Source organism: Sphingomonas agri, from assembly GCF_038148795.1.
In the GTDB taxonomy this organism is placed as follows: Bacteria; Pseudomonadota; Alphaproteobacteria; order Sphingomonadales; family Sphingomonadaceae; genus Sphingomicrobium; species Sphingomicrobium agri.
The window spans coordinates 988,497-1,014,500 of sequence record NZ_JBAPEU010000002.1; the positions used below are offsets into that span (position 1 = coordinate 988,497).

Annotated in this window: 22 protein-coding genes and 1 tRNA gene; 14 read left to right on the plus strand and 9 right to left on the minus strand. The window is 61.6% G+C overall.

The window, feature by feature from the left end; translation table 11 throughout:
- Positions 1-4: 4 nt before the first annotated feature.
- Positions 5-727 carry an acetoacetyl-CoA reductase gene (gene phbB / locus V8192_RS11875; protein WP_341633278.1) on the plus strand — a complete coding sequence of 241 codons (723 nt, stop codon included), beginning with the start codon at positions 5-7 and terminating at the stop codon, positions 725-727.
- The gene (locus tag V8192_RS11880; RefSeq protein ID WP_341633279.1) at positions 727-966 is read left to right on the plus strand and encodes a ribbon-helix-helix domain-containing protein; all 240 of its coding nucleotides are present in this window, start codon (positions 727-729) and stop codon (positions 964-966) included. Before phbB ends, V8192_RS11880 begins: the two co-directional genes overlap by 1 nt.
- Here the strand turns inward: V8192_RS11880 and V8192_RS11885 are convergent.
- From V8192_RS11885 to V8192_RS11895, 3 genes are all read right to left on the minus strand, one after another.
- Positions 923-1,783: an ATP-grasp domain-containing protein gene (locus V8192_RS11885; protein WP_341633280.1), complete on the minus strand. Its 861-nt coding sequence runs from the start codon at positions 1,781-1,783 to the stop codon at positions 923-925. The two genes, V8192_RS11880 and V8192_RS11885, sit on opposite strands and share 44 nt — an antisense overlap.
- Entirely contained in the window at positions 1,783-6,423 is a 4,641-nt protein-coding gene (locus V8192_RS11890; protein WP_341633281.1) for an NAD-glutamate dehydrogenase, read from the minus strand. The genes V8192_RS11885 and V8192_RS11890 overlap by 1 nt, the downstream gene beginning before the upstream one ends.
- A gap of 87 nt (positions 6,424-6,510) precedes the next feature.
- Entirely contained in the window at positions 6,511-7,929 is a 1,419-nt protein-coding gene (locus V8192_RS11895) for a PAS domain-containing protein (protein ID WP_341633282.1), read from the minus strand.
- A 148-nt stretch (positions 7,930-8,077) separates the two neighbouring features.
- On the opposite strand from V8192_RS11895, the gene V8192_RS11900 reads away from it, so the two are divergent.
- The 12 genes from V8192_RS11900 to V8192_RS11955 all read left to right on the plus strand — a co-directional run bounded on the left by V8192_RS11900 (position 8,078) and on the right by V8192_RS11955 (position 15,805).
- Positions 8,078-8,153: transfer RNA gene (locus V8192_RS11900), tRNA-Thr, on the plus strand.
- 138 nt (positions 8,154-8,291) lie between these two features.
- A complete protein-coding gene (locus tag V8192_RS11905) occupies positions 8,292-8,777 on the plus strand; it encodes a hypothetical protein (protein WP_341633283.1) in 486 nt (161 codons plus the stop codon).
- A gap of 1,034 nt (positions 8,778-9,811) precedes the next feature.
- Positions 9,812-10,096, plus strand: coding sequence for a type II toxin-antitoxin system TacA family antitoxin (locus tag V8192_RS11910; RefSeq protein WP_341633284.1), 285 nt, complete (start codon positions 9,812-9,814; stop codon positions 10,094-10,096).
- Positions 10,087-10,617 carry a GNAT family N-acetyltransferase gene (locus tag V8192_RS11915; protein WP_341633285.1) on the plus strand — a complete coding sequence of 177 codons (531 nt, stop codon included), beginning with the start codon at positions 10,087-10,089 and terminating at the stop codon, positions 10,615-10,617. Before V8192_RS11910 ends, V8192_RS11915 begins: the two co-directional genes overlap by 10 nt.
- Positions 10,618-10,811: 194 nt before the next feature.
- A complete protein-coding gene (locus V8192_RS11920) occupies positions 10,812-11,207 on the plus strand; it encodes a glycine zipper 2TM domain-containing protein (RefSeq protein ID WP_341633286.1) in 396 nt (131 codons plus the stop codon).
- Positions 11,208-11,412: 205 nt separating this feature from the next.
- Complete coding sequence (locus V8192_RS11925; protein ID WP_341633287.1) at positions 11,413-11,757, plus strand: hypothetical protein; 345 nt, start codon at positions 11,413-11,415, stop codon at positions 11,755-11,757.
- 248 nt (positions 11,758-12,005) lie between these two features.
- Positions 12,006-12,563 (plus strand): fasciclin domain-containing protein, encoded by a 558-nt coding sequence (locus tag V8192_RS11930; protein ID WP_373276346.1) that lies wholly within the window; start codon positions 12,006-12,008, stop codon positions 12,561-12,563.
- Between the two features lie 127 nt (positions 12,564-12,690).
- Positions 12,691-13,260, plus strand: coding sequence for a sigma-70 family RNA polymerase sigma factor (locus tag V8192_RS11935; RefSeq protein WP_341633288.1), 570 nt, complete (start codon positions 12,691-12,693; stop codon positions 13,258-13,260).
- On the plus strand, positions 13,257-13,991 hold the full coding sequence (locus V8192_RS11940) for an anti-sigma factor (protein WP_341633289.1): 735 nt from the start codon (positions 13,257-13,259) through the stop codon (positions 13,989-13,991). Before V8192_RS11935 ends, V8192_RS11940 begins: the two co-directional genes overlap by 4 nt.
- Before the next feature lie 57 nt (positions 13,992-14,048).
- Positions 14,049-14,540 carry a peptide-methionine (R)-S-oxide reductase MsrB gene (msrB, locus tag V8192_RS11945; RefSeq protein WP_341633290.1) on the plus strand — a complete coding sequence of 164 codons (492 nt, stop codon included), beginning with the start codon at positions 14,049-14,051 and terminating at the stop codon, positions 14,538-14,540.
- Positions 14,541-14,546: 6 nt separating this feature from the next.
- On the plus strand, positions 14,547-14,963 hold the full coding sequence (locus tag V8192_RS11950) for a DUF4345 domain-containing protein (protein WP_341633291.1): 417 nt from the start codon (positions 14,547-14,549) through the stop codon (positions 14,961-14,963).
- Positions 14,964-15,073: 110 nt separating this feature from the next.
- Positions 15,074-15,805 carry a hypothetical protein gene (locus V8192_RS11955; RefSeq protein ID WP_341633292.1) on the plus strand — a complete coding sequence of 244 codons (732 nt, stop codon included), beginning with the start codon at positions 15,074-15,076 and terminating at the stop codon, positions 15,803-15,805.
- A 99-nt stretch (positions 15,806-15,904) separates the two neighbouring features.
- Here the strand turns inward: V8192_RS11955 and V8192_RS11960 are convergent, their stop codons facing one another.
- The 6 genes from V8192_RS11960 to V8192_RS11985 all read right to left on the minus strand — a co-directional run bounded on the left by V8192_RS11960 (position 15,905) and on the right by V8192_RS11985 (position 25,930).
- Positions 15,905-16,495: a hypothetical protein gene (locus V8192_RS11960; protein WP_341633293.1), complete on the minus strand. Its 591-nt coding sequence runs from the start codon at positions 16,493-16,495 to the stop codon at positions 15,905-15,907.
- Between the two features lie 217 nt (positions 16,496-16,712).
- Positions 16,713-20,105 carry a beta propeller repeat protein gene (locus tag V8192_RS11965; RefSeq protein ID WP_341633294.1) on the minus strand — a complete coding sequence of 1,131 codons (3,393 nt, stop codon included), beginning with the start codon at positions 20,103-20,105 and terminating at the stop codon, positions 16,713-16,715.
- A 395-nt stretch (positions 20,106-20,500) separates the two neighbouring features.
- The gene (locus tag V8192_RS11970) at positions 20,501-21,412 is read right to left on the minus strand and encodes a HEPN domain-containing protein (RefSeq protein ID WP_341633295.1); all 912 of its coding nucleotides are present in this window, start codon (positions 21,410-21,412) and stop codon (positions 20,501-20,503) included.
- 172 nt (positions 21,413-21,584) lie between these two features.
- The gene (locus V8192_RS11975; RefSeq protein ID WP_341633342.1) at positions 21,585-22,811 is read right to left on the minus strand and encodes an NAD(P)/FAD-dependent oxidoreductase; all 1,227 of its coding nucleotides are present in this window, start codon (positions 22,809-22,811) and stop codon (positions 21,585-21,587) included.
- A 1-nt stretch (position 22,812) separates the two neighbouring features.
- Positions 22,813-23,130, minus strand: a complete 318-nt coding sequence (locus V8192_RS11980; protein ID WP_341633296.1) for a 2Fe-2S iron-sulfur cluster-binding protein — start codon at positions 23,128-23,130, stop codon at positions 22,813-22,815.
- Between the two features lie 259 nt (positions 23,131-23,389).
- Positions 23,390-25,930, minus strand: a complete 2,541-nt coding sequence (locus V8192_RS11985) for a TonB-dependent receptor (protein WP_341633297.1) — start codon at positions 25,928-25,930, stop codon at positions 23,390-23,392.
- Between the last annotated feature and the right edge of the window lie 74 nt (positions 25,931-26,004).

The window sequence follows — 26,004 nt, forward strand, 5'->3', positions numbered from 1 at the left end:
GGCTATGGCACGAGTGGCGATCGTCACCGGCGGTACGCGCGGTATCGGCGAAGCAATCAGCATGGCGCTGCGCGACCTGGGATTGAGCGTCGCAGCCAATTACGCGGGCAACGAGGAACGGGCCCGCGAATTCAGCGAGCGCACCGGCATTCGCTCCTACAAGTGGGACGTTTCCGATTTCGAGGCCTGCCAGGAGGGCGTGCGCAAGGTCGAAGAAGAACTCGGGCCGGTTGACGTCCTCGTCAACAATGCGGGGATCACACGCGACACCACCATCCGCAAGATGAGCCACCAGCAGTGGCAGGAGGTGATCGACACCAATCTTGGCGGCTGCTTCAACATGGCCAAGGCGGTGTTCGACGGAATGGTCGGTCGCAAATATGGCCGGATCGTCAATATCGGCTCGATCAACGGCCAGGCTGGCCAGTACGGCCAGGTGAATTATGCAGCGGCCAAGTCCGGCATTCACGGCTTCACCAAGGCGCTCGCGCAGGAAGGCGCGCGCTTCGGTGTCACCGTCAACGCGATCGCGCCTGGATATATCGACACCGACATGGTCGCCGCGGTTCCCGAGGACGTGCTCGGCAAGATCGTCGCGCGCATCCCCGTCGGGCGCCTCGGCAAGGCCGACGAAATCGCGCGAGGCGTTGCGTTCCTGTGCGATGAGAATGCCGGCTTCGTCACCGGTTCGACGCTGTCGATCAACGGCGGCCAGCACATGTATTGATGGCGCAGTACGCGCCTCCGAAGAAGAGATCGGTGCTCATTGCCGGGCACCAGACGTCGATCAGCCTCGAACCTGTATTCTGGCAGGCTCTCGAGGTCGCGGCGCGCGAGCGTGGCTGCCCTTTGAATGCGCTCGTGGCGGAGATCGACGTCGCGCGGCTGGACGCGGAGGAACCGCCCAACCTCACCTCGGCCATCAGACAGTGGCTTTTTGAAGCCCGCGCAGAACCGAGTTCGTGAAAGCCGCGCCGCCGTCGTCGGCGTGATCGAGGAACAGGGCAGGTTCGATGAGCTCCAGCTCCATGATGCGGAGCGTCCCTTCATCGTCGGGAACGATATCGACCCGCGCGTAGGCAGCAGGAACGGGCGCTGCCTGAAGGGCCTTCTTGGCGAGGGCTACAGCGCCCGGAGGTGCCTTGGACGGCAGCGTCACGCCGCCAAGATGCGGCTGCACCCGGAAATCGCCGCTTTTCGGACGCTTCACGACGGCATGGCTGAATTCGCCGTCGAACAGCATCAGCGAGAATTCGCCCGTGCGTGATATTTCCTCGATGAGCGGCTGGACGATCATCGGCCTTCTTAGGCTGTCGGCTGGAAGATCATCGTTGGGCCCGAGCCTGTGCGTCCCCGTGGCGCTTGCGGAAACGGGCGGCTTGATCACCAGCCAGTCGCTCTCGAAACGCCGGCGCGCCTCTTCCAGGTCGGCATCGCAGCAGGCTTCGACTGCAAGCGTCGGGACCGTCGCGACGCCGCGCTCCGCAAGCTCGGCAAGATAGGCCTTGTCGCTGTTCCAGCGCAGCAGGGCCGGCCGGTTGATCATCGGCCAATGTTCGGCCTCGGCGCGGTCGAGGAGCCGAAGCCAGCGCGGATAATCGAGGTGGTAGCCCCAGGCGACCAGCGGCATCACCAGGTCGTAGGAAGAAACGACGTCGATCCTGGTCCACGCGACAGGATCAACGGTGCAGCCGGCGGCTTTCAGCGCATCAGCCTCGATGTCGAACGCCCAGCTCCATGGCTCCGGATAGTCCGGATCGGGAACCAGAACGGCAACGCGCATCAGTGGCCCAGGAGGATGCGCGCCTGGCCGGCGATCTGCGCAAGCATCGGTGCACTCACATGGCCTTCGCTCCGTGCCCGCCCGACGAGTTCGCGGAACTGGCCGATGCGCTCGCCGTGAGCCTTGACCCATTCTTCGACACCGTCATCGACGTCCTTGCCGCGGCAACGCGAGAGGAATTCGATCCTCAGCTGCTCGAAGTCGCGCGCTAGGCCGGCCGTCAGAAGCCGCTCCCACTGGTCTGCCGGTACGAAACGCGCCACCTGCTGCTGTGCCCAGTCGAGTCCGAGCGCTTCGCCGAGGCGGGTGTAGGCACGCGTCACCTCAAGTTCGTCCAGCGTGTGCCGCGAAGCGAGCGCGGCGATCCCGAAGACGCCGTCGAGCTCGTAGAGGCGCACGAGCCCTTTCACGATGTCCTCGCTGGCGCCAAGGGCGATCAGCCGGTCGCGGCGGGCTGCAGCCTCGTTCTTGACCTCCGAGCGGATGAGCTTGGTTGCAGCAGCAGAGATTTTCCGCGTTCCAGGTTCGAGGAGCGCGCAGAGCGTCGAGACCGTGGTCTCTCCGCCGGCAGCCCGGATGATGTCGGAAAGATGCGAGCGCACGCTTGCTGCCGCAATCGAGAAGAGCTCGATCCTGACGGTCTCGGGAAGCCCGTCCTGCTCGATCTCGCTCCATAGCCTGTCGAGGTCGAGCAGGCGCTCGGCGACGAGGAAGGCGGAGACGACCTGGTGGAGCGAGGCGCCCTCTTCTTCGGTAAGGTCGAAGGCGACGCCCGGCCCCAGCCGATTGACGAGCCGGTTTGCGACCTTGGTCGCGACGATCTCGTTGCGAAGCCGGTGGGCCTTGATGGCTTCGGTCTCGCTCTTGCGCATCGCCTTGGGGAACGCGTCGAAGAGCTGGGGGCCGACCAGAGAATCTTCGGCGAGCTTCAGGTCCTCGGCAGCTGCCTGGAGGACGAGTTTCGAGATCGAGAGCACGACGGCAAGTTCAGGCCGCGTCAGCCCGCGATTGTCCTGGCCCCGCCGGAGCAGCTCTTCGCTCGTCCCAAGCCCCTCGACCTTGCGGTCGAGGCGCCCGGAGCTCTCGAGGAGCTCGATCGTGCGCACGTGTCCGGGGAGCGCCTGGACGCCGCCCGCTTCAGCGATCGACAATGCGAGCGTCTGGAGGCGATTGTCCTCGAGCACGATCTCGCTGACGTCCTCGGTCATGCGCGCAAGAAGCGCGTTCCTCTTGGCAAACTCCAGTCGCCCTTCGCGCATCTCGCGGTTGAGCGGGATCTTGATGTTCACCTCGTTGTCGGAGCAATCGACGCCGGCGCTGTTGTCGATGAAGTCGGTGTTGATCCTTCCGCCCCGCTCGGCAAACTCGATGCGCCCGGCCTGCGTGATCCCAAGGTTCGCGCCCTCGCCGATCACCTTGGCGCGAAGCTCGTTGGCGCTTGCACGAAGAGCATCGTTCGAGGGATCGCCAACGTCTGCCTGGCTCTGGTTCGAGGCCTTGATGTAGGTGCCGATGCCGCCGAACCAGAAGAGATCCACCGGGCTCTTGAGGATCGCGTTGATGAGGCTTGCAGGATCGAGCGCCTTGGCCTCGATGCCGAGCGCCTGGCGGGCTTCCGGGCTGAGCGCAATGGACTTCTCGGTCCGGGGATAAACTCCGCCGCCCTTGCTGATGAGCTTGCGGTCGTAATCGTCCCAGCTCGAACGCGGCAGTTCGAACAGGCGCTTGCGCTCTTCGAAGCTCCTCGCGGCATCAGGATTGGGATCGATGAAGATGTGGCGATGGTCGAAGGCGGCGATGAGCTGGATCGACGTCGAAAGGAGCATGCCGTTCCCGAACACGTCGCCCGACATGTCGCCGCAGCCGGCGACGGTCACCGGATCCGATTGAACGTCGACGCCCATTTCCAGGAAATGCCGCTGGACAGAGATCCAGGCGCCGCGGGCAGTGATGCCCATCGCCTTATGATCATAGCCGTGGCTGCCGCCGCTCGCGAAGGCATCGCCGAGCCAGAAGTTGCGCGAAAGCGCGATCTCGTTGGCGATGTCCGAGAAGGTCGCGGTGCCCTTGTCTGCGGCTACGACGAAATAGGGATCATCGTCGTCGTGGATCACCACGGCATCCGGGTGAACGACCTTGTCGTTGACGAGGTTGTCGGTAACCGAGAGGAGCGAACGGATGTAGATCCGGTAGCTTTCCGTTCCTTCCTCGAGCCAGCCCTCGCGGTTCGACATGGGCGGAAGCTGCTTGGGATAGAAGCCGCCCTTGGCGCCCGTCGGGACGATGACGGCATTCTTCACGACCTGCGCCTTCATGAGACCCAGGATTTCGGTCCGGAAATCATCGCGCCGGTCCGACCAGCGGATGCCGCCGCGGGCAACCGGACCACCGCGCAGGTGAATGCCCTCGACGCGCGGCGAATAAACCCAGATCTCGCGCCACGGCACGGGAGCCGGGAGCCCCGGCACCATCGAGCTGTTGATCTTGAAGGCGAGCGCTTCCTCGGCGGCTGGCGCGAACGCGTTGGTGCGAAGGATCGCGTCAACCAGCGAGCGCAGGCGCCGAAGGATCCGGTCATCGTCGATCGAGCGCACCTTGGCGAGCGAGCGGTCCAGCTGGTCGCGGTAATCGGCGACCTGGCGCTCGCGCTGCTTGGCGGCGGGATCGTGCGCGGCGACGAAGAGGCCGATGAGCGCACGCGTGGCATTGGGCGCGCGGCGAAGAGCATCGACGACGGTAACGAGGCCAAAGCTGCTTCCGGTCTGGCGAAGGTAGCGGAACCAGGCGCGCAGCCACACGACCGATTGCTGGTCGAGGCCTGCGTAAAGGACGAGCTGGTTGAACTCGTCGTCCTCCGCCGATCCGCACAGCACGTTGGCTATTGCCCGCTCGATTTCGATCGCGCGTGCAAGGATCGACTGCATCTCGGCTTCCGCGCCGAGTTCGACGCGGAAATCGTGGATGTAGCCGTTGCCGCCGGAAAGAGCGGTGGGGAATTCCTCGAGCACCCGGAAGCCGAAGTTCTCGAGAACGGGCACGACGTCCGACAGCGGAATGAGGCCGCCCCGGCGGTAGGTCTTGAGCCTCAGGTGACAGGGAGCGTCATGTTCGTCGCGCGTAATGCGGACACCGCGGTCGTTCTCGTCGGTAAGTTCGGAGAGGCGCAGGATGTCGGCAGCGCCCTCTTCGGGCGCTGTTCGCGCACGATAGCCGTCGGGAAAGCTGTTGATGTAGGTGAGCGCGAGGCGCGTGGCCCTGGGCGCGCTCGAGGCATTGATGAGTTCGCCTTCGACGGCCGGTGCCCACCCGCGAACCATCTCGACGACGGCGGCATCCAGGGCCTCTGCGTCGGGCGAAGGTGCGGATTCCTCGATATATTGGGTGTAGCGGATGAGGGCGAGATCGGCATCGCCGAGCTCGACCGACCAGCTGGTGATCTCGCGGCCGACCTCGTTCTCGAGCAGCATCGCGATTGCGGTACGGCGGGCGGTGCTGAGCTCTTCGCGCGGCAGCCAGACGAACGTGAAGAGCTGGCCCTTGAGGATCGAGCGCACCTGGAGGAGTGCGGGCCGCGGCCGGTCGGCAAGCGACATCGCCATCATGACGAGTTCGCGCAGCTCCTCATAGTCGACGGCGATGACGAGATCGCGCGGCAGCGATGCGACCGCGTGGCGAAGCGCCTTGCCCGAGTGGCCCTTGGGATCGAAGCCGAAGTCCTGATCAAGCTGCTTGAGGCGCGCCCGGAGGACCGGCACCTTTTCGGGCGGAACACGGAGCGCTTCGCTGGTCCAGAGGCCCGCGTGGACGCCGATCGAGGTGACCTTGCCCTTTTCCTTGATCGGAACGACGAGGAGATCGAGCGGCACGCGGCGATGGACCGTCGACTTGCGCTCGGCCTTGGCCATGAGCGGGATGTCGCCGCCCTTCTCGAAATATTGCATTGCACCGAGCGCGCCGCCCTCGTCGGTCGGTGCACCCGGAATGCTGAAGATGCCGAGCGTGCTGGACGGCTGCTCGTAGGGGCGCTCGACCTGGTAGCCGAGCAAGGTCATTGCGCCGTCCGCAAACCAGTTGAGGAGAGCCGCGCCTTCAGGATCCGAAATCGCGGCCGCATCCTCGCGCATCTGCCGCTGCAACGCTTCCCAGTCGCGCACGGCAAGCCGGACGTCGCCAAGAACGCGCTTGAGGTCGGCGGCGAGCTCGTGCCGGCCGCGCGCGTCGGCGCGGTCGAGCTCGAGGTACATCATGGATTCGCGGCGGCTCTTGTCCCCGCAATATGCTTCGATTGCCTGGAGCTCACCTTTATCATCTCGGGCCACGCAGACGACCGGGTGAAGCAGGCGGTGGATGGTCAGCTGGCGGGCCGCAACGGCATTTGCGACGGAGTCGACGAGGAACGGCATGTCGTCGTTGACGATGCCGATCCGCATCCGCCGGTTGCCGGCCTCACCGCCGATGGATTCGATCTCGAGGCCAAGGTCGCCGCGCTTGCGGCTGGCGGCGACCTGCGCCAGGAATTCTGCGGCTTCGCGCTCGCCTTCGCGGCTCAGTCCCTGCGTCTCGCCGGGCAGCGCGTTTCCGGTCAGCGCCTTTCTGATGGACTCGACCAAGGGCGGATCCAGGCGCGTATGGGCCGTCATGAAAAGATTATGCTCCGAGGGTTTGTGAGGCGGGGCGGCCTATAGACCCGCCCTCGCGAAGCGGACAACCCCGGGCGTCCGAACAGTTCAGGCGGCGCGGCGGATCGCGCGTTCGATCAGTGCTTCATCCTCGACGATCGCAACGGGCTCATGGGTGCCGTCGGCTCCGCGGCGAGTGACCACGACCGCGAATTCTTCGGTTGCGGACAAGTCGGCAAGCGAGATGGATGGCGCGGTGCGGAGGCGATTGCGGGCAATCTCGCCCCGGGTATCGGCCCTGGGTTCGGGACGGCGCGCCTGCCGCTCGGCAGCAACGAGGCCTTTGAGGCCGCCCGGCTGCTTCTCGATGAAATCCTGGAACTCGCCGAGGCGAAGGCTCTGGCGCTGCGCAAAGGAAAGAGCGGCGGCGAACTCGGTCAAGCGAGCCTTGTCGTAGTCGACCCCGAAGACGAGCTTCACGATCGGCGTCATCGGGGCCCGGGCCTGGGCCTTCACACCGGATTCCTCGAGAAGCTCGGCATAGTCTTGCGGGTTCTCGTCGGCCGCGATCGCGAAATCGTAGGCAAGCGACAAGGCCTTGTAGAGCGCGGAACGCGTGCGGCCCTCGCCGGCCTTGACGCTCTCGGCGGTTTCGCGCGCGGCCCACAGGCGGTCGGCAAGGCCCGCATTCTCGTCGAGCGAGGCTTCCGGCAGCGGCACCTCGGCCTCCTCGTCGCCGTGAAGCGGACCGTCCTCCCAGGAAAAATGCACGGGCGGCTGGATGTCGGCCGCCTCCGGTGCCGGCCCGGCCTCCTCGGCTTCGAACGCTTGCTCGGAGGTAGCGTCGACAGCAGCCGAAATTTCCGGATGTTCGATCCTGTCAGTCAGCTCCAGGAAGTCGTCATCCGGCTCGCTGGGCTCTGGCGCTACTTCTTCGGAAGGAGCCTCTTCTGACTGGGCAAATTCCACGACAGGAAGATCGATTACGGGTGAAGCAAGCTTGGCAGGTTCCTCGACGCACTTCCAGTTTATGACGCCGTAGATGAAGTCGATCTGCTCGCCGTCCGACGAGAAGGGCATGAGAATGCCGCGGTAGCAGATGCTTTCGCTCTTGGGATTTTCGAACTCCGCTTCAAAACCAACCGGCGCCCGGTTGGCGATGATCTGCATGTAATGGTCGGTTAGACGCGACAGCAGCGATCGACTGGGTATGTCGGCAATGGTCCGCGTGTCGTCATTGAGGCCGCATTCCTCGCGTATGCCCGCGCCGACATAAGGCAGAGCCGGATTGTCGTGCCCACAGGTGAAGTCGAGCAGCAGGCTGTTCGACGCGAAATCTTCGACGCTGCTGGGTTCCAGGTCCTCGATCGAGGGGAAATCGCGGCCGCCGAGCAGGGAAACCCAGTAATTATAGGCGCGGACGTGCATCCGGCGCTCGTCGGTGCCGATCGCGACTTCGCTCGGCGCCGAAGTCGGTTCCGACTGCGGTTCGCCAAAGTCGCTCGGATGCTCGCGATAGCTGTCCATTATATGTCGGTGCCCACTCTTCCCGTTCCCAGAGAAAATGGCCGACCAGCATTACGAAACCGTTAAGCATAAACGGTTAGCAACCAAGGCCGCTTGCGGGTCTTGCGATGCGCTGATAGGTGGCGCCCCGCTTCCTCAAAAGAGCCAAGCCGCTTTAGCTCAGCTGGTAGAGCACATCATTCGTAATGATGGGGTCGCGTGTTCGAGTCACGCAAGCGGCACCACCTCTTTTCAATGGGTTAGCTTGGAAAAGCTACTCGCTCAGGGGACCGAACCCCACTCCATCCCCACCGAATTATCAAAGATAAGTGGGAATTGTGAACTTTTGCACACCCACTAATGGCTGATAGACCGGCGCCACCATGGACGTCGATCTCCAACAGCAATGGGACGCGGTGAAGGCCGCGCCTGTGCTATATCTGGGCGCAATCCTTGTGGTTACCGGAATAATCTGGGTGATCGTAAACTATGTGAAGCGTCACGAGATCAGCGCGCTAGAGGCGCGTTTGAGGCTGCGCGACGACGAGCTAGAGGACTGCAAGCGCAAGCTGGCCGCGCGCGGGTCTAATGAGTCACAGGCGGCTGCTGCGCCCCGCCATCCGGACGGCATTTACCAATACGGACAAAGGGTCGGAAAGGTCGGTGGCGCGCAGGAGCGAATAAGCCAAGGCGAGATCGCTTTCCCTTGGGTTCAAGCCAACGATGAGTTCAACCCAGACACCGAGATCGATTATCGCGACTTCGTTCTGAAGCTGAAGGGCTATGACACTCTTGGCACGGTCATGATGCCAGGACACATCGCCAGCCAGTACGGGAATGCGGTCTTTACGATCCTCAACCGGTCTTAGGCGGGGCTTTCGCCACCTTTTTGGGGATTGTGCATTAACGCATCCGTGAAACTCAACTCACGAGCCCGACAAAAACCATAGAACAAATCCGAGCGTCGCGGCTCCATAAATCACGGCCAAACTCCAAAATGCTATAGGGGGCGTCCGGGGGGGGATCAAAGTCTCTTTGACTACGGCGAGGCGCTAGAAATGGCCGAGAAAGCCACTCCGATCGCCGGGTTGCAGTGCTGGCGGGGCTCTTGCGGGGCGCCGCCTTTCCGAGCTCTAGTCGGCCGGTATCTGCGCTCTGGGCGCGGCACATTCAACAAACTTCACACTCTTGTGAGATAGCCTGCGGATCAGAGCAAAAGGATCGCCTTCGCTCGATTGAGAACCTGCGGGTCCAACTCTGCTTTTTCTAAGACACCAAGTTGCGTCCACTTCGGGAGAATGAACCACGTCGGAAGCCCGCGCGATTGTGGGCTGCCTACGCCGGACTCCTCACCCGAGCCGTTCCAGCGCATGGCCAGCCTAGGATCGCCATCCCACATTCCCACGGCGAGGGCGTCTCCGCCGTCACCGGTAGTTCTGAGCACCTCGATTGTGCGCCAGCGACCACGGGGCGAGTCGACTTTGTTGGGGTCTTGATAAGCCATACCAATGTCCTTTCCGATACTGGGCGAACTGTATACCGACGTCTCGTCCACGTCAATTCGACGTCAAGCTTACGTCGATTGCACGTACGAATGTCGAACCCGAAAAGTGGGTTTAGAGGAGGTCGGTTTTCGCTATTTGGATTGAGCCAAAGTGCTTTGGCGAGGCAATCGTCCAACTGGAAACTCGGGGCAGTTTGGGAAGCGATTGGGAAAGAGCCCCAACAGCTTGAAATATCTCTCTAAACTATTGAAACGATGGTGACTGAGGGCCCTAGTCGACCGCAGAGAAGCAGTCGGCGCCGCTGCGAATGAGGCGGCCTGGAGCGCATGTATGCACTTAGCACTGTATTGACAACGTTAGTACATTCACACATGTTGCGGTGCATAAAGGAGAGCGAAATGGCTGCCCTCGTCGAACGTCCCAAAGCTGACGCCACTATTACGATGCGCATCCCGGTGCGGACTCGCGACCTGATCGACAGTGCCGCGGCCGTCGAAGGAAAAACGCGCACGGAGTTCGTGCTCGAAAGTGCTCGTCTTCATGCCATTGACGTGCTCTTGGATCAGCGCGTCTTCGCGCTCGATCCAGAAGAGAGCACCGCTTTCGCCGAGGTGCTGGATAATACGCCTAAGCCCAATGACGCCCTCAAGGCGCTGATGAAGCGGCCGCCGCCGTGGGCGTAGTCGAGTTCGAAGCTGCGCGTCCCTACTCGGCTCCAGTCCCGCTTACTACCGAACACCGAATTGAAGGGTTCGACTGCGGCAATCCGAAACTCACCGAATGGCTCAAAGCCCGCGCGCTCGAGAACGAAGGTCGCGCATCGCGAACCTACGTGGTTGTCGCCAATAATGGGCCTAAGGCCGGTGACATCGTTGGATATTACACGCTCGCGACGGGAGGCGTCGCTCTTTCTGAGATACCTCGGAGGCTTCGACATAACCTGCCGAATCCAGTGCCGGTGATGGTGCTTGGCCGCCTCGCCGTCGACCAAGACCATCAGAAGAGCGGGATCGGCCTAGCGATGTTGCAGGAAGCCATGCGGCGCACGCTCGATATTTCGCGGTCGGCGGGAGTTCGCGCGATGATGGTTCACGCTGTCGATAACGAAGCCGTCACCTTTTACCTGAAGTACGGCTTTCTACTGTTTCGGACGGACAGCCGGACAATGTTTCTTCCAATCGAGACAATCGCCAGGGCACTATAAACGGCTCTCCTTCGCCAGCGAAGGAAGGCGAGATGGATGATATCTGGCGTGCTGAGTTCTGAGCCTGCCCGATCGCCGCGAAGGTCAGAAGCGGACACTACGCACGCTGAACAGCAAGTTCAGAAAGGCGACAAGGCAGCAGGTGCATACCTTCCTCAACGGCCGGAAGCAGGCCGCCCGAAGGGAGCAATAAGATGTTAAAGAGATTCATTCTCGTCATGTCGGCGGTATCGATGGTTGCAGTTCCCGCGGCTGCCGACGCACGGCACTATCACGACTACAACAACGGATACGGCTACCAGCAGCAAGGATATTACCCGCAGCAGGGGTATTACCCGCAGCAAGGGTACTATCCTCAGCAGGCATACGGCTACGATAACGGCTATTATCGCGGTGGTTACGACTATAGGCGCCATCGCTGTAGCGGCACGACGGGTACCATAGTTGGTGCCGGTGCGGGCGCTCTACTGGGCCGATCGATCGGCCGCGGAAGCGGCTACTACCACCAGAACAGCGGCACGACGGGCACAATCCTCGGCGCCGCGCTCGGGGCGCTGGTCGGACGTGAAATCGGCAAATCAACCTGCTAAATCGAGAATAGGCGAATGAAGAAGGGGTCGGGCTAATCGCCCGACCCCCTTTTTGAATCCGGGCTCCAGAACGTCGCGGATGCCTCTCCCGGCCTAATAAGCCCTCGAACCGTCTCAGGTGAGCAACGAGGTACCCGAACGTTCGTTTGGAACTCAAGCGTTGTCGAACACCGAGACTTTGCCCGCCAAGCGAGAGGGTTTTCAAATGCGTAAATTGTTCATCGGATCAGCGGCCGTGGCGGCGGCTGCACTGGCAGCCGGTCCGGCTACCGCGCAGTACTACGGCTATGGCAACTACGGCTATTCATACCCCGGCTCCGGCTACTCATATCCGGGTTACGGCTATTCATATCCTGGCTACGGCTCCGCGTATCCGAGCTATGGCTACTCGAATCGCAGCTATGGATACGGCTATCCGGGCTATAGCAACGGCTATTGGAGCCGGGGTTACTACAGACACCATCGACACCATGACCGCTACCGCGATCGCGATGACAACCGTTACCGCGATCGCGACCGCGACCGCGACTGGAACGACGATCGCGACTAATCAAAAAGATCGAATTGCCAATTGCCATGCGGCTTGGCTTGGCGCCGGACGCTAGCATCCGATCGGCCAAAGCCCCCGACGCCCGTACGGGCGCTGACCAGTTGTTAGCCCTCGCTCAACGTTCACGCGAAAACGGCTGAGCGTTGCCCCAGGCGGGGCGTTCCAAGGGCCAGGACATTTATGCATCCGTTCGCGAAGACGCTCCGTATCTCCTCTTGCAACTCAATCGAGATGCCCAAGAGGAGGAAATGAACATGTTCAATTCGCGCTTTGCGATCGCAGCATTCGGCATTCTGTCGCTGTCCGTGGGAACCGCCCTGGTGGCCAATCCGATGGTTGGCGGCGCAGCGATGTATTCGACCCGCAACATCGTTCAGAATGCCGTCAATTCAAAGGACCACACGACGCTCGTCGCGGCCGTCAAAGCGGGCGGCCTTGTCGGCACTTTGTCTGGCAAAGGCCCTTTCACGGTCTTCGCCCCAACCAACGCCGCCTTTGCGAAGCTTCCGGCCGGAACCGTCGAAACCCTCGTGAAGCCGGAAAACAAAGCGACGCTCGATAAAATTCTCACCTATCATGTGGTCCCGGGCCGCATCACGGCGCAGCAAATCGCGGGAATGGCCGCACGCAATCATGGCACGGCGACATTGAAGACCGTCGAAGGCGACAATCTCATGTTCCGCAAGGCCGGTAACGGCTGGTGGGTGATTGACGCAAAGGGCGACCGGGCCCGCATCACCATCCCCAACGTGATGCAGTCCAATGGCGTTATCCACGTGGTCGATACGGTATTGATGCCCAGTTAATCCTGCTACTCGGCTGTTGTCGGCCGACGACGTTCGGCGGGAGGGTGCAGTGCTTCAAGTCGGAACACGCCGTCCTCCCGTCGGCTTTCCCTTCCGGTGGACGCCCGCATCGGGCATGAGCGATCGAGTGGATTCCCGTTCCCAATCCCCAGGCACCGACAAGACGGACCAGCTCGTTTGGCTGCTTCGCGAAATCGCAGGCGGAGACAGAGGTGCCTTCAAACTCCTTTACCAGCGAACATCGGCCAAGCTTTACGGCATCTGTCTTCGCCTGACCGGTAACGAAGCCGAAGCTCAGGAAGTTCTTCAGGAGGTCTTTCTAACGGTCTGGCGCAAGGCCGATCGGTTTGACGCTGGCAAGGCGGGCGCGATCACCTGGCTTTCCGTTCTTGCACGCAATCGGGCTATCGATCGCATTCGCCAGCGGCGAAGCGAAGTCGATGATGCCGACGCTGCGGCGAAGATACCGGACGAGGCCCCATCAGCGTTCGATGTCGTTGGACAGGCGCAGGATTCGGTGCGTCTCTCCGAGTGCCTGAACGAGCTTGAGGAACGAGCCCGAACCGCGATCCGATCGGCCTTTTTCGAGGGCTCCACCTATCCCCAGCTTGCGGCACAGGCGGGCGTTCCCTTGCCGACGATGAAAAGCTGGATCCGGCGCGGATTGCAGCGCCTTCGGGGATGTCTCGAGAGATGACCAGCAAGCCCGACCCAACCGACGACCGCGAGGCCATGGCAGCTGAACACGCGCTGCGGCTCCTCACTGGTGATGATTTGAGTAAAGCTGAGACCCGCGCAAGCTCGGATCCCCAGTTTGCTGCAGCTGTCGCGCGCTGGCGCGGCCGGCTGGCGCCACTCGATGCAGAAATTAGCGAGGTCGCTCCACCGGCGAGCCTGTGGGGCAGAATTGAGGCTGCCGTCGGCGGACGTACAGCCTCCAACGACAATGTCGCGGCGCTTCGGCGAAAGCTTAATCTCTGGCGGACGGCGACCGGAGCGATGGGCGCGCTTGCAGCATCGCTCACGCTTTTCCTCGCGTTCGAACCGCGGCCCGCGGTTGCTCCTCCCGCGCAGAATCGCTCGCCGGCTTCAGTACCGATGGTCGCAATGCTCGGCGACAAGGGCGCGATCAAGGTCGTTGCAAGCTGGGATCCTACTGCTCGTCAACTGGTGCTCGCCGTACCTGGCGAAATTCCTGCCGACACGAGCCACGCGCGCGAACTCTGGGTGATCCCAGCTGGCGGAAAGCCGCGCTCGCTGGGCACGATGCCCGCCGACAAGCATATGCACATGCGATTAGCTGACGCTCTTGCAGATCTGCTGCAGCATGGCGCCACCATCGCGATCTCGATCGAACCGCCCGGCGGGTCGCCCACCGGCGCGCCCACCGGGCCGGTTATTGCTTCTGGCGCCCTCACCAAGGCCTGATGCATCCGATCGGAAGTTCCCTCCGTATCTTCCGGTATCGCGCAACCCGAGGATCCAATGATCAAGACCAACATCGACCGGCGCGCCTTTATCGGAGCGGCCGGCGCAGCGGCGACAGGCGTGTTGCTGTTTGCGCGTGAAGGTGCAGCAGCGCCGACGCCCTTTCGCGTAAATCGCACGCCTGCGGAATGGAAACGGCTCCTGGGAGCGCAGCGTTTCGAAATCTTGCGCAATGCTGGCACCGAACTGCCATTCACCAGCCCGCTTCTGAAGGAGCATCGCAAAGGCATGTTTCTTTGCGCTGGATGCGCACAGCCCCTGTTTTCATCGCAAACCAAATTCGAAAGCGGCACCGGCTGGCCGAGCTTCTGGAAGCCAATTGCAGGTTCGGTGGTAACCAGGACCGATCGAAGCCTCCTGATCGAGCGGACCGAAGTGCTGTGCGCCAGGTGCGGCGGTCATTTGGGCCACGTGTTCAACGACGGCCCTAAGCCGACCGGCCTTCGCTACTGCATGAACGGTCTTGCCCTCACCTTCCGGCCCGCCTGAACCCTCTTGCTGCTAACTCCATCTACCGAACGACGACTGTTCCAGATCACTGTACTGGCGGCGACGATCGTCCCGATCACCGCGGGCGCAAGGGGAGCGCTGATCGGCCCGGCGATGATCCAGGGAGCGCTGCCGACACCCGCCGATCTCGACAGCCATTTTCGTTATTTGTCGGGACTGTTGTTGGGAATCGGCCTTGCATTTGCCTGGGCGGTTCCGCGCTTCGAGCAGCGCTCAGGCACATTCCGGACGCTGGGATTGATCGTCATTCTAGGAGGGCTATCGCGCCTCCTCGGCGCAATCGAGCAGGGTGCGCCTGGCACCGCCCATCGCTTTGCGCTGGTTATGGAGCTGGTGGTTGTTCCGCTGCTCCTGCTGTGGCTGCGGAGACTGGAACGGATTTCCGGCAATGCGCCGGGCTAAGGCCAAGTGTCCGCTCGCGTGAACCACCACCCATTCGGAAGGGCGGAGCTCACCCCGTTGCGGACGTAGGATCTTCTGTTACCTTTCGGCGGTCGCGGAGGGGCAGCCACATGCATGTCCACCTACCTAAGCCGCTGCACGGCTGGCGCGAGTTCGTCGGCGAGGTCGGGATAATCGTTCTTGGCGTGCTGATCGCGCTCACGTTCGAGCAGATTGCGGAGTGGGTTAGCTGGCACGCGCGCGCGGCCGACGCGCGAAAGGCGCTACGTGCTGAGGTGGGCCACGGCTTCTTGGTCAGCGAAGAACGCAAGGCTGTCGCCGATTGCGTCGATGCACAGCTCCAGCGGGTCGAGGCGGCAGTTATTGGTGCCGGTTCGACGATGACCCCCTTGCCGGTTCATTCCGACTTGTTTCGTTTCACCGTGCGCACACCTATCCGCTCGTGGACGGAGAGTGCGTGGCAGAGCGTGATCTACGAAGGGGTCGCACCACACCTCAATGACCGCGAGCGCGAGTTCCTTCCAATTTATTATGCCCAAATGCAGCACGTCCGCGCGCTTGGCGATCAAGAAGAGGTGACCCTAGGCAATCTGGTCGCTCTCTCGCAGCCGTTGAGGCTCGATGCCCAGGTACAAAGCACCTTTGTACGCGAGATCGAAGGCGAGCGACTGCGCAACCAGGAAATGGCGGGAACGGCGGAGCAAATGATGCATGCCGTCGAACGCGTGGGGTACGTGCCGTCGGAGGCAGACCGTCGCGCCTGGCTGGCAGAATCCGGAACGGTGAAATTCTGCAGGGAAAGCAACTTTGCGCCGCCCCCTGGACCGACGCCTAAGCCCTAATCGTCACCCTCGGTCCCGACTAGGAAACTGCATCTTCTGATTTCGGCTGAAATTCGGCAGGGCGGCCGCACGCTTGGCGCGACCGACCTGCCAGTTCTTTTAGCGGCCGTAGGCCATGTTGCGGCCGATCCGGACGTTGGTGACGGCGCCGCGATAGTCGACGTTACAGCGGAAGCTGACGTTGGCGGCGGCGACATTGCGGTTCTGGTAGCCATACCCATTTTCGTACTGGCCACCATACCCCGAACGCATGATGCCTGAAACGCGCAGACCGTCGCTGCGGCGCTGGACGTCAGTGATCGAGGTGACGCGCATCGCGCCGCTGTAGCCGTTGTTGCCGTAGCCGCGGTTGTAGCCGTTGCCATATCGTGCGGCGGCCTGGGTCATCGCTGCCGAGGCGCACTGCGACACCGCCTGGCGATCCGTGACATTGTAGCGGTTGCCGAGCAGGCTATCGATGATCTGGCCAACGGGGTTCTGGGCATAGCCCTGGCCGTAGCCATAGGCCGGCTGCGGATAGCCCTGCTGCTGGTAACCATAGGACTGCTGCGGATAGGACTGCTGATAGCCGTAGGCTTGCTGCGGATAGGACTGCTGCTGGTAGCCATAGGGGTATGACTGGGCCACCAGCGGAGCGGACAAGCCGCCAAGCGCCGCCGCAGCGGCGAGATATCTAGTGAAGTTATTCAAGGGAAATTCCTTCGGTTCTCACCCGAAAATACGGGGGAGCTCGAAGATCAAACGCGTATTAAGCGAATAAGACGCATGAACCTAATACAACAACAATGCTCCCGTCGGGTTCATCGACCGAAGTACCGCTAGTTCGCCGCTCCGTGTAGGCGAGCGGAAAGAGCCGTGCTCGGATGCCACGACTTCTGAACCCAAGCGGCGACCTTTGCTTTGCCGCCTAGGGTGTAATTCTCAACGCGAACTTGGCGATGCTTGGCGCAGACACGCCATCACCGAGGAACTGGAGTTGGGTAACGTAACTGCCCGGAGGTATCGTCGAGGGCAAAGTCACGTTCCCGTTGCCATCACTCCGAACTTGGACCTGGTTGATCAGCGGGTCGCGCCCTCCGTAGGGTATGACTGTCACCAGAACCCGGCCCCAACTCAAGAACGCTCCGTTGCCTGAGCGCAGCGTGGCGATCGAACCCGTCGGGTTCGCTTGTGCCACGGGGTCGAAATAACTGGCGGACGGCGCCACGCGGACGTTCGGAAGCTCGAATATGCCCCGACCTTCGGTCGCCACGACGACCGACGTCCCAATGATCATTGCATCGCTGATGTAGGACATCGAAGTTGGCTGCGCGTCGTTCAAGTCGCGCCACACCGGCTCGCTCCACCCCGGATCCTTGCAGGTGCCGACGACCTTTTGACCCGGCGGCGAAAAACTTCCCACGAACACCCCCGTGTAAGGCGAGACGATCGCGAGGCGACCAGGCCAGGCACGGTCGAAACTGACTGAAGAGGGAACGCTGAATGGGTAACCATGAAAGCGCGATCCCAGTTTCTTGAAGACCGTGTCCGGATCGAACACGCCGGTCACGGGATACCGCCCCGATTGAGTCAAAAGCGCGGTCAGTGCGGGAAGATCGCAGAAGTCCCTGCCGCCGTTGATTGACAGCTTGATGACTCCATTCCCACTTGGCGAGGTAGAAGCCACCAGAAGCATCTTGGGGTCATAAGGATTGACGAATGCCGGGCCGCGGCTCGGAACGAAGTCGTTCCCTACAGGAATGCCCTGCAGGTTACGGATCAGGCAGGACCAAACGAAAGTTCTTGTTACAACAGATATCCGACGAACTTGGATGCCATCCGGGCACGCGGTATTACTGTTTCCGGTGTAAAAGAAATAATTCGGCCGGAAATGGCCGCCCGAGGCCCAGAAGCGCCGCGTGTCCGTGGGCAACTGGTCCATTTCGATCTTCCAGCTCGCAAACCCTTCACTCGGACCATCCGGTTTGAGGTCGAAACGAGTATTGCGAATGAGCGCCAGACGGGAGCCGCTGCCGGTCCCTCCTGGCGGATCCGCGACGGCCACCCCGTTGGAATTAATCAATGGCAGGCTGACCAGCATGACCACGTCCAACGCGCCCTCCGGCTGCACCTCCCCGGGCAGGCTCTGAATGGCCTGAATTCGGGTTGGACCGTCAAAGGGCTGATTTCGTCCAAGCATGATCGACGTCAAGGATCCGTCAGCGCCAACCAGCGTTGCCCAGGCCCGCGACTGCCCGTCACCGTCGACGTTGAGTCTCCGCCAAATCAAAGCGCCCGGCTGGGCGAGATCGCCGAGCACATAATTGGCATCGCCATGAACCGAGGCGATTTTCCAGTGGCCCAGGGCGTCACGAAACCAGCCGTCATTATCTTGCGTGGGGTAGGCGATCGTTCGGATCGGGAGCGCCGATTTGCCTGGCGTAGGCGGCGGTACGGTAGAGCCCAGCGACATGAACAGGCTCTGGACTGTCTGGACATGAAGCCCATCGCTTCTAAGCGTCCATGCTGCGCCCGACAGACTGGCTTTCCCATCTGCCGACTGGCCGGCGTAGATTCCCCCGTCCGTGCTCATGAAGACAGTGCGCTTGGCAGGAGGACAAAAATCCCGCGGAATGAGAGCGTTCCACATGTCCGGATGAACAGACGTGGGCTGGGCACCGGGGAACGATCCGGCGCTGGTCAGGATTACCGGGTCCCACGTGATTCGGCCGGATGAGTCGACGCCACTCGCCTGCTGGATGCCCTGGCCGGAGCCGTAGATGATCTGGCGGCCGATCCCAATTGAGCGGTCCGCGAATGCCGGGCACTTGAACGCATTGATCGGAAAGGCTTGGACGAACCGGCGGCCGTTGAGCCCGCGCCCGTCACGGTCGCCGGTAAACTGGGCGGTCCATGCCGCCGGCCCTGTTCTTCCTGGATCGAAGATGAGTAGCGGTGAGCGCGAGAAAACGCATGCATTGAACCCGGGGATATTTCTGACGGTGTCCGATGGATCGCAGCGCGGATCCTCCGTCGCCCGTGGGTCGTCTCGCGGTACGGTGGTATTGGCATTGAAAATGACGAATGCGCGATCGTCAAACGCCCCGATCGAAGCATCGTCATTTGCACCGGCGCTGGTCGTGTTGAAGGTCGGAACAACATTTGAGAAGCTCGTTGGCGCCGACGGCAGGAAGACCGAGGGTGGAAAAGCCTGACAGGCGAAGGTTTTTCCGTCGTCGGTCGAATAGAAAATATTGGCGTCGGAGCGCGCCCAGACCTTAGTTTCACTCACGGTCAACGCAGTCACGCCAGCAAGGGACGTAGGACCACTGCAATTCTTGTTGAGCACGGAGTACTGGAACGATCCCGCGAACGGATTTGCCGTTTGGCTACGGTCTCTGCGCGCGACGCCGTGATTGGTTAAAATGAACAGTGCTGACGACTTGTTGGAAAAGGCGACCGATGAGATGCCCTGGGTGTCGGCGTCCGGCGTCGGGTCATAGGTGTAAACCCAGCTGTTTCCGAAGTCGGAGGATTCCCAGAGGCCGGACCTCCCCAATCGTGCCACGCTGTTGTCGTCGGCTCTCTCACCAACGGCGATATGCGAGCTGTTCTGAGGGTCGATTGCGATTGAGAAGGCCCGCGGGGGCGAACCCTTCAGATATTGCCAGCGCTGGCCGTTGATCGAGCGCCATACGCCCGCGGTCTTTGGAATGGCAAACAGCGCTTCCTGCGTTCCGGCCATGGCATCGACCACGCCCGAAGCCGTGATCGGATTGCCGGAACCATCAACCAGATCATCCGGACTGAGATCGATGAATGACATCGACGCCGGCGGCGCATCGAGGACGTTTAGATCCACCGAATCCTCGCCGAGCCTTTTGTAAACCGGATCGCGCACGATCTGGCCGCTCGGCAAAACCTTCGTGACCGTGAGGGAAGTTTGCCAACTTGCCGTTGCGGTCGCGCGAAACGGTCCCGCCGCGCTTAGGCGGGCCCGAACCGCCACAACTTTCTGCTCCTTCGGGCCTAGCGTCAGCGATGTTGCGGTGGGCATCGCCTGCGTGTTTTGCGCCAGGCTGACGGTCAGCGGCTGGCTCGAAAAGCTCGTCAATCGCACGATCAGATCAAACAGTTGGCCTCTCGCCACCGGCATCGGATCGACTTTGACGATCTGGACGGACCCTAAGATCACATCCGTTGGTATGGAGTGCGGGACCTGCCCGGCCGGCACCTGGCCAAGGGGCACCTTTGGCGACGGCGCTGCAACCTGGTCCAGTGGCACCTTCGGCGGCGGGGCCGGAACTTGATCCAGCGGCACCTTCGGAGGTGGGGCGGCAACCTGATCCAGTGGCACTTTCGGAGGCGGGGCCGCAACCTGATCCAGCGGCACCTTCGGAGGTGGGGCGGGAACCTGATTCAGTGGAACATGCTGCGCCAAAGCCGAGACATACGGGGGGCTTGCGAGGCCGGCTGCAGCTGCAACCGCTATAGCCCTGAACTTGGTGTAGGTGTGTCGCTCAATTGCGGGGCCGCTCGCCCGTGAAGAATACCTGCCCATAGCCAGCGCTCCTTCGCCAAATCGCGAGTCGCTACGCTTACGAAGACATGTAATTCCCGAGCGCTACCACCTTAACACAGATCACCTTTCAAGCGCAGAGAAAATAGGGGCCGCATCGACTTCAGCGAGAGAGCAATTGTGAAGCACGCAATCGGTTATGCCGCGTTTTCGAGCGCCTCCAAGCGACTCTGGCACGCGCGGTCGACGAGGGCCCTCAAAAGCTCGACGCGCGATCCGAGCCATTCGAGCTGCTCGCTCGTGATCCGATACTCGCGAGAATAGCGAGCCTTGATGTAAGCTTCGCGAAGCCGGGCGTACGCGCGCTTCTCATCGCGCGTTGAGCTAGGCCAGACTTGTTTCAAGCTAGGTTCCATACTCTCGGCGAGTGCGCGCAGGCGGTTCAGATTGTGCGTCTTCGGCGTGTAGAGCGTGCGCACCAGGAAGAGACATTGATAGAGTCGTTCAGCCGCTTGGTGGAGGTCGAAAGCCGCCTTATTCTTCCACTCCTTTGACATTGCAAAAGCCGCGGTTCCAAGTGCCTCGTCCGCACCCTGCATCCATCGCTCAAAATAATCGCGGCTTTCGTCGAGTGCTTCGCGCGGGCTGAGCTCACGCGGTTCGACAAAGGCATGGCCGTGCTCATCGAAAAGCAAAATGCCCTCTTTGAGAATGTCGATGAAGAAATAGCGCCCCAGCCTGAGCTTCTCGTTCACGTCATCGAGGCTGTGGTAGATGAGGCTGACCGGAGTTCTAAGCTCCTTGCCTTCGCTTAGTTCGGCAAGCAGCCGATCCTCGGTCTTCGTCCAGAATTCTGGCACATCGGTCAGATCCTCGTGGCTGACTACGACCAGCAGATCGAAGTCGGAAAAGTACCGACCCACGGGATCATCTACCCAGTCGCCGCGAGCATAGCTTCCGAACAGGATGATCTTGAGGATCTTCCCGTTTCGGAAGCGGTCCATGGTCCGGTGTGCGATGGCCTCCGCAAAGCCTTCGCGGATCACGTCCACAACGTGCGCGAGCTCTCGACGTTTGCCGTCCGGGAGATCTTCGAGGCTGGTTTTCACGGCGGCAGAATCGCGCGAGATTGCGCGCCTGCCAAGTGCCGCCAGGCCGATTATATTCGGCAGTGCGGGTTTTGCAGCGCAGATGCGCACCATTCTTGAGGCCGCGGACCCTCGCGAACAGTTGCACACGATCCGACGCGACCCGGGGGGTCGTGCTGGACCGGGCTCGAACTCATTCTGCCATTAGTGACTTCAGGGGAATCTCGGTCCGCTCGATCGCCGCCTGGTCTGCAGCGACCTTTGCCTCCACGAGTTTTCGGCCCTGCACATAATCCCCGGTGGCATTCACGCAGTCGAGAGCCACGACGTTACCAGATCGCACGTAAATCACGCTGAAGCTGCGACTGGCGGGATCGCCGCGAACAATCACACTTTCATAGTCAGTCGAAAGGCCGACGGTCTGGAGTCGCAAATCATATTGGTTCGACCAGAACCATGGCGTCGCATGGTATGGCTGCGGGTCGCCCATGATCGCGCTTACCGCTGCAGCCGCCTGATCTGACGCATTCTGCACCGACTCGAGACGAACGCGCCTACCGCCGGCAAACGCGTTTTCATGCGCTGCGCAGTCGCCGGCAGCGAAAACGTCGGCGAGGCTCGTGCGGCAATATTCGTCGACGTCGATCCCGTTAGACCCTCGCGCCCCCGCAGCGAGCAGAGCCTCCACGCTGGGTTCAATACCGGTTCCGACGATGACCATCTCGCAGGCAATCCGACTGCCGTCGATCGTATGAACGCCCACGACGCGGCCGCCGGCGGTCTCGATCGAGGCCACCTGGACGTTCGTTCGAAGATCGACGCCTTGCCGCCGATGCTCCGCTTCGAAAAACCTCGACAGGGGCTCTCCAGCTACCCGCGACAGAACTCGGTCGAGCGCTTCGAGAAGTGTCACCTTCTTGCCGAGAGTGGTCAGCACGGCTGCGACCTCGAGCCCGATGTACCCGCCCCCGATGACCACAACGTTGCTGACCTTATTGAGACGGCATCTCACGGCATCGACGTCCGCGCGGTTGCGGATCGTATGGACGCCCTCAGCAGATGCCCCTTCACAAGCCAGTCTTCGGGGCCGACCTCCGGCTGCCCATATCAGCGTGCCGTAATTGAGGGTCCGGCCGTCCATCAGCCACAATTCATGCGCGAGCGCATCGACATTGGTGACCAAAGCGCCCGTCATCAGCTTGATGTCGCGCTCGGCCCAGAAGGCGGGCGGGTGGAAAAGCAGACGATCGAAGGACTTCTCGCCGGCCAGGTATTCTTTTGAAAGAGGTGGCCGTTCATAAGGCTGCTCGGCCTCGTCGGTGATGAGCGCGATGGAGCCCTGAAACCCTTTTTGCCGAAGCAAGGCTGCCGCCCGGGTGCCGGCGTGACCGGCACCGACGATTGCAATATCGGTCAGCAGGTCAATCCTCCGGTGCGATCGTCAGCCGGAGGCCGTCGAGGCTTTCCTCAAAGCAGATCTGACAGGATAGACGCGATCTTTCGGTTCGATGGTCTGACCCCGCCAGGAGATCGTCCTCCTCTTCGGCGACCGGCGGCAATCTCGCTGCAAATTGCGGATCGACATAGACGTGACAGGTCCCACAGGAGCAACAGCCTCCGCAAAGCGCGAGAATTTCGTCGAACCCGGCGTCGCGAAGATTCTCCATTACCGATTTTCCGGTCGCGCCCTCTGCGACGTGCTGCGTCCCATCGCGGGTCGTCACTACCAGTCTGGGCATAACATCTTCTGCCTCTTGCACGCAGCACGGCCGGACGTTCGAAACCTGCTGAATTATCTAGGGGGGCGGGTCGGTTTCTCGCTCCGCCGACGGCGAAAGCCTGCTTCTGAAACTCATGGCCCTCATTCATTGATTTTCCGCGAGGGGCTTCAATTGCGCGAGTGAGTGCCTCGTCATCAGTCCTGCGTGGAAGCGCCCAACTCCCTCCCAGAAGGCAGTTGGGCGCTGATCTCATTCAATTGCGATGCTTCGCCCTTGGCTACTGCCCCCGCTGAGGCGCCGGCGCAGGAGGTGGTGGAGGCGGAGGCGGCGGTGGCGGAGCCGGGCACGTCGCCGTCACTGCAACCACCGATCCGTCAGGGCACGTCTGGGATGGCGGCGGGGGCGGCGGGAGCGGCGGCGGCGGAGGCGCCACGAGACTACGCCGTTCACTGTCGAAGCGGTAGCGTGCAGTCACCCCGAACTCGCGCGGAGACTGATAACTCACGAACGCGAATACCCCTGGGAAGTCGAACACGTTCTGGAGGTAACGCTGATCGAACAGGTTCTTGCCCCACACACTCAACGTCCAGTTCGTTCCCCCCGGAGCCCAGTCGAGGTTAGCGTCCACGATGTGCGTGGGCTGCAACTTCGATCGCGGCGCATCCTGGACCGACGTGAGGAATTTCGAGCTCGTGTAGGTGTAGAGCACGTTTGCAGTGATATGCCCGGTGCCGACATTGAACGTATAATTCGCCCCGGCTGCTCCGCTCCACTTCGGTGAATTCTGAAGACGGTGACCCGCCATGTCGACGACCGTCACTCCGGTCGCCGGGTCGATGTTGGTCAGAAGAAACTTCTTATATCTCGCATCCAGATAGGCGAGCGATCCCGTGAGGTTGAGACCAGCCACCGGGTTGGCCGTCATGTCGAACTCGACGCCCTTGATGTGGGACGCAGCGACGTTGCGGACAGTATTGCCTTGAACGACAACGCCGTTGGCATCGGTCGTGAAGTACTGCTGAGCAAGCTGCATATCGCGGTAGTTGGTGTAAAAGAGGGCAAGGTTCGCCCGGAGGTGATGAGAAAACCAATCGGTCTTGGCTCCAACCTCAAAGGTATCCACATATTCGGGGTCAAACGGCCCGAGATCCTGCGGAACGCCGATTCGTCCCGAGAAGCCGCCCGATTTGAACCCTCTCGCCCAATAGCCGTACAGCAACTGGTCCGGTGTGATCTGATAATCTAATCCAACCTTTGCACCCCAGTTGTTCCAGGCCTTCTGGCCGCTCGCGGCGATGCTGAGAGATGGAATGAAGACGCCGCCGGTGAACCCGTCCGTGGGGCCGTAGCGATCGAGCGAGGCAACCATTTTCGTGAATTCGTGCGTGTACCGAACGCCGGCCTGCAACCTGAGGTTGTCGGTGATCTTGTAATAGGCCTGCAGGAACCCCGAGACCGAGTGGTTGTCCTGATTTTGCGGGTTCTCCTGCCTGATATGCGGCAACCCGAGCCCGGGAAGTCTGAGGACCTGCACGTGGTCGAAGTGGGTCTTCATGTAGAAGACGCCGGCGATGCCACTGAGGCGCGGGGTAATCTGCGCGAAGGTTCTCAGCTCTTCGCTGAACTGCCAGCCCTTCGTGTTGCGATAGGTATCGAGGAGGAACAGCGGCGTTCCATCCTGGTCGGTATATTCGACGAGATGGAAATCCTTGTATCCCGTGATGGACGTGATGTCGCCGATCGGGGTTCCGCGAATGTTTACCGTCAGGTTCGCGAAATACGTGTCCATGTCGCTCTTGTCGGGGACAGAGTCGTTCGCGCTGAAGTATTTGTCCGGCGCATGGCACGGCACCAACAGCGACGTACACGGCGACTGGTACATCGGCAGGACGGCGTTCGGGAAAACCGTCCCCGGCGCCACGAACAGGGCTTCTCCCGGAACTCCGCCATTCACCTGGACAGGGGCGCCGTTCCGGGCCCGGTCGTATTCCCCGCTCAATGTTGCATCCACATTGGGCGCCGGCGTGAATTTCAGATAGGCCCGGAAAGCGGTCAGATCACGCCTGTCCATATGGCTTCCGTCCACGATGTTCGTGAACCAGCCGTCGCGCTGGAAATGCGAGATGGTGATCTTGCCTGCGAGCAGGTCGTCGACGATCGGCAGATCGAGCGCAGCATCGGCCTCGAAACGGTGCCAGTTGCCGTAGGTGACATCGGCGCGGATCCCGAGGCGCCCGGTCGGCTGACGCGTTATGACGTTTACGACGCCGCCCGTGGTATTTGCACCGAACAGCGTGCCCTGCGGGCCCCGAAGGACCTCGACACGGTCAATGTCGAACAGATTGAGAAGCGCGCCCATCGAGAAATATTGGGGCACGCCGTCGACCACGATCGAGACGGTCTGACCGGCCCAGGGGTCCGCCTCCAGAATGCCCATGCCGCGGATGAACACGGCTGCCGTGTTCGGCGTGTTGACGTAGTTGTTGATCTGGATCGCCGGAACGGTCCCGGCAAGGCCCTGCAGCGTCTGTGCATGCAGGTCTTCGACCGTCTTCCCGCTCAGGGCAGTGACCGCGATCGGAACGCGCTGAAGGTTCTCGGCACGCTTCTGTGCAGTGACGATGATCGGCTCGAGAGCTCCGGTGTGCGTGGACTGATCGACGGAGTCGGCCGGCGTCGGGGTTGGCGCAACCGGGCGCGAAACGGGAGCTCCTGGTGTTTCTGCAGGCGCTGTCGCCGGCGGCTGAGGGACTTGTGCCTGTTGCGCCTGAGCCTCGGAGCTAAGAATAGAAAAGGCACTTACACTGGCCGCGAGCACAATCTTTCGCGCAGACGGGCGGCGTCTGATGCTCTTTCCGCACCTCATTTGGCTTCTCCCCTTTTGCTTCGGCC

Bases quoted from the DNA above. Each gene is read 5' to 3' on its own strand.
- phbB (WP_341633278.1), top strand. From the start codon at position 5: ATGGCACGAGTGGCGATCGTCACCGGCGGTACGCGCGGTATCGGCGAA.
- V8192_RS11880 (WP_341633279.1), top strand. From the start codon at position 727: ATGGCGCAGTACGCGCCTCCGAAGAAGAGATCGGTGCTCATTGCCGGG.
- V8192_RS11885 (WP_341633280.1), bottom strand. From the start codon at position 1,783: ATGCGCGTTGCCGTTCTGGTTCCCGATCCGGACTATCCGGAGCCATGG.
- V8192_RS11890 (WP_341633281.1), bottom strand. From the start codon at position 6,423: ATGACGGCCCATACGCGCCTGGATCCGCCCTTGGTCGAGTCCATCAGA.
- V8192_RS11895 (WP_341633282.1), bottom strand. From the start codon at position 7,929: ATGGACAGCTATCGCGAGCATCCGAGCGACTTTGGCGAACCGCAGTCG.
- V8192_RS11905 (WP_341633283.1), top strand. From the start codon at position 8,292: ATGGACGTCGATCTCCAACAGCAATGGGACGCGGTGAAGGCCGCGCCT.
- V8192_RS11910 (WP_341633284.1), top strand. From the start codon at position 9,812: ATGGCTGCCCTCGTCGAACGTCCCAAAGCTGACGCCACTATTACGATG.
- V8192_RS11920 (WP_341633286.1), top strand. From the start codon at position 10,812: ATGTTAAAGAGATTCATTCTCGTCATGTCGGCGGTATCGATGGTTGCA.
- V8192_RS11925 (WP_341633287.1), top strand. From the start codon at position 11,413: ATGCGTAAATTGTTCATCGGATCAGCGGCCGTGGCGGCGGCTGCACTG.
- V8192_RS11930 (WP_373276346.1), top strand. From the start codon at position 12,006: ATGAACATGTTCAATTCGCGCTTTGCGATCGCAGCATTCGGCATTCTG.
- V8192_RS11940 (WP_341633289.1), top strand. From the start codon at position 13,257: ATGACCAGCAAGCCCGACCCAACCGACGACCGCGAGGCCATGGCAGCT.
- msrB (WP_341633290.1), top strand. From the start codon at position 14,049: ATGATCAAGACCAACATCGACCGGCGCGCCTTTATCGGAGCGGCCGGC.
- V8192_RS11955 (WP_341633292.1), top strand. From the start codon at position 15,074: ATGCATGTCCACCTACCTAAGCCGCTGCACGGCTGGCGCGAGTTCGTC.
- V8192_RS11980 (WP_341633296.1), bottom strand. From the start codon at position 23,130: ATGCCCAGACTGGTAGTGACGACCCGCGATGGGACGCAGCACGTCGCA.